The 5,446-nt window shown below is 70.7% G+C and carries 3 protein-coding genes and 1 riboswitch; of the genes, 1 reads left to right on the plus strand and 2 read right to left on the minus strand.

Features of this window, described 5'->3' with window-relative positions; all coding sequences use genetic code 11:
- Positions 1-477: 477 nt before the first annotated feature.
- Positions 478-654: riboswitch (M-box (ykoK) riboswitch) on the minus strand.
- Between the two features lie 85 nt (positions 655-739).
- The gene (locus tag ACIPLC_RS12160; RefSeq protein ID WP_400473029.1) at positions 740-3,007 is read right to left on the minus strand and encodes an FdhF/YdeP family oxidoreductase; all 2,268 of its coding nucleotides are present in this window, start codon (positions 3,005-3,007) and stop codon (positions 740-742) included.
- A 110-nt stretch (positions 3,008-3,117) separates the two neighbouring features.
- The gene (locus tag ACIPLC_RS12165) at positions 3,118-3,588 is read right to left on the minus strand and encodes a GreA/GreB family elongation factor (protein ID WP_400472873.1); all 471 of its coding nucleotides are present in this window, start codon (positions 3,586-3,588) and stop codon (positions 3,118-3,120) included.
- Positions 3,589-3,849: 261 nt separating this feature from the next.
- On the opposite strand from ACIPLC_RS12165, the gene ACIPLC_RS12170 reads away from it, so the two are divergent.
- Positions 3,850-5,292, plus strand: coding sequence for a glyceraldehyde-3-phosphate dehydrogenase (locus ACIPLC_RS12170; RefSeq protein WP_400472874.1), 1,443 nt, complete (start codon positions 3,850-3,852; stop codon positions 5,290-5,292).
- Positions 5,293-5,446: the final 154 nt, after the last annotated feature.

Raw genomic sequence — 5,446 nt, forward strand, 5'->3', positions numbered from 1 at the left:
TTGAGCCTTGCGGACAGGCCGTGACGCGGGGTGGTGTCATCGAGCCGGATGGTGCCGAGCGCACCCTTGATGTCGCCGACGTGGGCGTCGTCCAGAACCGCTGAACGCGGCGCGGGGGCCTTGGAGTTGAGCGTGGCGTTGGTGGTCATGAGGATCCTCCCGTGGGCCCCGTGGCAGGCGGGGCGATCGGGGGCGCGAGGCAGTGATCCGCCCTGCGGGCGGGCGCGGCGCATCGCCACCCGGCGGTGCGGGCCCGTTCGGGCACGGCAAAGCCGGGTGGTGGGCTGATGCACCGTCAGAGATGCGCGCAGGGAGGGTCGTTACCGCGTGCCGGAGGTGTGCGAGGACAAGCGGGGGTAGGGGCAACTGTGGCCCGGACTACTGCAATCCATGTCTCTCGCCTCCTCCCGGTCGACGCACCCCGTGGTGCGTGTGATCGACACGGCAAGGAGTTCGCCGGCGCGCGAAGCGACCGCCGGCTCACCCCAACTCGTCAGAGCTTTGGCACTCCACGGCGTGTCCAGCCCGGTGGGCCGGAAGCCACTTCGGATCAACCCTTAGGTCGGGAGGATCTGTCCTAACCCTGGGCGTCTCTCGACGTCGTCGGATCAGTGGCCTGTGTCCGTGAAGAAGCCTCACCGAACGAGGTGCCTTCTTCAAACCTCCAGAAGCATAGACCGCACGGAGGCCGATACTTGCGTACTTGGTAGAACCTTTACCTTTGGCCCGTCGGAGTCGTTCACGCCTTGGTGATGGTGACCTTGAGGTGCTTCATGATCGGCTGGTCGCTCTGGGCGCTGAAGTCGCCGATCGCGCACAGCACGTTCATCTCGGGCATGTAGCCCGCCGCGCAGCCGCGCGGGATGTCGTACGGGATCGCGAGGTAGCCGTTCAGGGTGCGGGTGCTGCCGTCCTTCGCGGTGCTGGTGATGTCGACCGGGTCGAACTCGGCGATGCCGCGCTCGCGCATGTCGTCGGTGTTCAGGAAGACCAGCGTGCGCAGGTTCTTCACGCCCCGGTAGCGGTCGTTGTCGGAGTAGATGGTGGTGTTCCACTGGTCGTGGGAGCGCATGGTGCCCAGTGCCAGGGTGCCCGGGGCGGGGACGACGTCGGGCAGCGGGGCGGTGGAGAACTCGGCCAGCCCGGAGGGGGTGAGGAAGACCAGCTCGCGGGCCGGCTGCTTGATCCGGAACCCGAGCGGCAGCCGCACCCGGCGGTTGAAGTCCTCGAAACCGTCCAGGGCCTGGGACATGGTCTCGCGGATGCGGTCGTAGTCCTCGATGTACCACTCCCACGGCGTCCTGCTGTCCGGCAGCGCCGCGCGGGCCATCCCGGCGACGATGGCGGGCTCGGACAGCAGGTGCGGGGAGGCCGGGCGCTTCATGCCGACGGACAGGTGCACCATGCTCATCGAGTCCTCGACCGAGGTGCTCTGCACCCCGCCGCGCTGGTGGTCCTTCTCGGTGCGGCCCAGGCACGGCAGGATCAGCGCCCGGCGGCCGTGCACCAGGTGGCTGCGGTTCAGCTTGGTGCTCACCTGGACGGTCAACTCGCAGCCGCGCAGCGCCTCGTAGGTGTAGGGCGTGTCGGGCGCGGCGAGCGCGAAGTTGCCGCCCATGCCGACGAAGACCTTCACCTCGCCGCGCCGCATCGCCTCGATGGCGGAGACGGTGTCCAGGCCGTGTGCGCGCGGCGGGTCGATCCCGCAGGCCTCGGCGAGGCGGTCCAGGAACTCGGGCGAGGGGCGGTGGTCGATGCCGCAGGTGCGGTTGCCCTGGACGTTGCTGTGCCCGCGCACCGGCGACGGGCCGGCCCCCTCGCGGCCCAGGTTGCCGCGCAGCAGCAGGAGGTTGACGATCTCCCGCACGGTGTCCACGCCGTGCTCGTGCTGGGTGACGCCCAGGCACCAGCAGACGATGGTGCGGTCGGCGTCGCGGTAGACCCGGGCGGCCTTGAGGACCTCGGCCCGGCTCAGCCCGCTCTGCCGCTCGATCTCCTCCCAGGGCGTGGCCCCGCACAACGCGCGGTAGGCCTCGAACCCGGTGGTGTGGCGCTCGATGAACTGCTGGTCCAGGGCCTTGGGGTCGGACGGGGCCTGCTCCAGGATCGCCTTGGCCATGCCGCGCACCAGTGCCATGTCGCCGCCGATGCGCGGCTGGAGGTTCAGGGTGCTGGTCTTCGTGGTCTTGAACAGCGCCATGTCCACGAAGTCGTGCGGGACGATGGTGCGGGTGGCGGCCGCCTCGACCAGCGGGTTGACGTGCACGATCTGCGCGCCGCGGCGGTGCGCGTCGGCGAGGGCGGTGAGCATCCGGGGCGCGTTGGAGGCGGCGTTGACGCCCATGATGAACAGCGCGTCGGTGACCTCCCAGTCCTTGAGGTCGACCGTGCCCTTCCCGGTGCCCAGCGAGGCCTGGAGGGCGCGTCCGCTGGCCTCGTGGCACATGTTGGAGCAGTCCGGCAGGTTGTTGGTGCCCAGTTCGCGGGCCATCAGCTGGTAGAGGAAGGTGGCCTCGTTGCCCAGCCGGCCGGAGGTGTAGAAGGCGGCCTGGTTCGGGTCGTCCAGCTCGCGCAGGGTGCGGCCGACCAGGGCGAAGGCGTCCTTCCAGCTGATCGGCACGTAGTGGTCCGAGGCGGCGTCGTACACCATCGGCTCGGTGAGGCGGCCCTCGTTCTCCAGCGCGTAGTCGCTCCACCCGGACAACTCGGTCACCGAGTGGGCGGCGAAGAACTCGCGGCCGACCCGCTTGCGGGTCATCTCCCAGGTGACGTGCTTGATGCCGTTCTCGCAGATGTCCAGGTGCAGGCCCTTGGTGTCGTCCGGCCAGGCGCACCCGGGGCAGTCGAACCCGGTGTTCTCGTGGTTCATCCGCATGATCGCCCGCGGCCCGTCCACGTACGCGCCCTCGCGCACCAGGAAGCGGGTCACGCTCTTCGCCGCGCCCCAGCCGGCCGCCGGGTGGTGGTACGGCTCGAACTGCGGCGGCCCGGCGGGGTCGGGGCCCACGGCCGGCTCGCCCTGGGCGGGGTGGTTCCGCGCGGGGTGGTCCTGCGCGGGGTGGTCCTGCGCGGGGTGGTCCTGCGCGGGGTGGTCCTGCGCGGGGTCGTCGGGGGAGTTCACGAAGCCCGCCTTCCGCCGACCGACAGCACGACCGCGCTCGCCGCGCCGCCCGGTGCCTCGTAGTACACCGTCTCCCCGGCGCGCCGACCGAGCAGCGCCTTCCCCAGCGGGCTGTCGGCGGTCACCAGGGTCTCCTCCCGCACCTCGGCGAGCTCCGCCACCTCGACCGTCTCCTCCACCCCGTCCGCGAACCGCACGGTGACGGTGGAGCCCACCCCCACCACCTCCCTGGACGGCGGCCCGGCGGCGGCCCCCTCGCGGATCCGGGCCTCCAACTCGGCGATCCGCTCGTCCAGCCGGGTGACGTCGTCGGCCCGCTGCAACTCGTCCGCCGCATCCGCCCGGTCGCCCACGTCCTCCCCGCGCAGCGTCCCCACCACTTTCGCCCGCTCGGCGCGCAGCTCGGCCAACTCCTCCTGCACGGCGCGCAGGACCTCGGCACTGATGGGCTCGGGACCGTCTGTCATGGCTGCTCCCGGGTCGTTCGCGGAACGCTCAAGCACGGGTCGCTTCCATTACCCCACCACCCCGCACCCCCGGCAAATCCTCCGGGGGCGAGGCCCCCGCGACCGGTCCCGGGGGTGGTGGTGATCACCTTTGGGGGCGGGCGGCGGGTGAAAGCGCAGGTCGGGGGCTCGGGCGAGGCGGGCTGGGGAGGGACCGGCCGAGGGGCCGGGGGCGGGCGAAGCTACCATGTGCGCAACACCCTCAGCTCGAAAGATGGACTTGTGACTGTCAACGACGACGTGTTCACGGACTGGAAGAACCGCGAGGAGATCGCGGAGTCGATGATCCCGATCATCGGGCGACTGCACCGCGAGCGGGACGTGACCGTCCTGCTGCACAGCCGGTCCCTGGTGAACAAGTCGGTGGTCAGCATCCTGAAGACACACCGCTTCGCCCGCCAGATAGCCGGCGAGGAGCTCTCGGTCACCGAGACGATGCCCTTCCTGAGTGCGCTGACCACCCTGGACCTCGGCCCCTCGCAGATCGACATCGGCATGCTCGCCGCGACCTACCGGGCCGACGACCGCGGCCTGTCGGTCGAGGAGTTCACCGCCCAGGCCGTCTCCGGCGCCACCGGCGAGAACAAGCTGGAGCGCCGTGACGCCCGCGACGTCGTCCTCTACGGCTTCGGCCGGATCGGCCGCCTGGTCGCCCGCCTGCTGATCGAGAAGGCCTCCGGCAACGGCCTGCGCCTGAAGGCCATCGTCGTGCGCGACAGTGGCGGCGACGACCTGGTCAAGCGCGCCTCGCTGCTGCGCCGGGACTCCATCCACGGCCAGTTCCAGGGCACGATCACCGTCGACGAGGCGAACAGCAAGATCATCGCCAACGGCAACGAGATCACCGTGATCTACTCCGACGACCCGACCAAGGTCGACTACACGGAGTACGGGATCAAGGACGCCATCCTGATCGACAACACCGGCCGCTGGCGCGACCGCGAGGGCCTGTCCAAGCACCTGCGCCCCGGCATCGCCAAGGTCGTGCTGACCGCGCCGGGCAAGGGCGACGTCCCGAACATCGTCCACGGCGTCAACCACGACACGATCAAGCCCGACGAGCAGATCCTGTCCTGCGCCTCCTGCACCACCAACGCCATCGTCCCGCCGCTGAAGGCGATGGACGACGAGTACGGCGTGCTGCGCGGGCACGTGGAGACCGTCCACTCGTTCACCAACGACCAGAACCTGCTGGACAACTACCACAAGGCCGACCGCCGCGGCCGCTCGGCGCCGCTCAACATGGTGATCACCGAGACCGGCGCCGCCTCGGCCGTCGCCAAGGCCCTGCCGGACCTCCAGGCGAAGATCACCGGCAGCTCGATCCGCGTCCCCGTGCCGGACGTCTCGATCGCCATCCTCAACCTGCAGCTGGCCCGCGAGACCAACCGCGACGAGGTCCTCGACTACCTGCGCGACGTCTCGCTGACCTCGCCGCTGAAGCGTCAGATCGACTACACCGACTCCCCGGACGCGGTCTCCAGCGACTTCATCGGCTCGCGCCACGCCTCGATCGTCGACGCCGGCGCCACCAAGGTCGAGGGCGACAACGCCATCCTCTACCTGTGGTACGACAACGAGTTCGGCTACTCCTGCCAGGTCATCCGGGTCGTCCAGTACGTCTCGGGCGTGGAGTTCCCGACCTACCCGGCCCCGGCGGCCTGATCCTCAGGTAGTTCCGGCAGTCCCGGCAGTCCCGGGGGGGGGGGGGGGGGCCGGGCGGGGGGCCCCCCCCCCCCCCGGCAGCCCCCCCCCCCCCCCGGGGGGGGCCCCGGGGGGCCCCCCCCGGGGGGGGGGGGGGGGGGGGGGGGGGGGTTAC

This window comes from Kitasatospora sp. NPDC086801 (genome assembly GCF_044745805.1).
Classification (GTDB): domain Bacteria; phylum Actinomycetota; class Actinomycetes; order Streptomycetales; family Streptomycetaceae; genus Kitasatospora.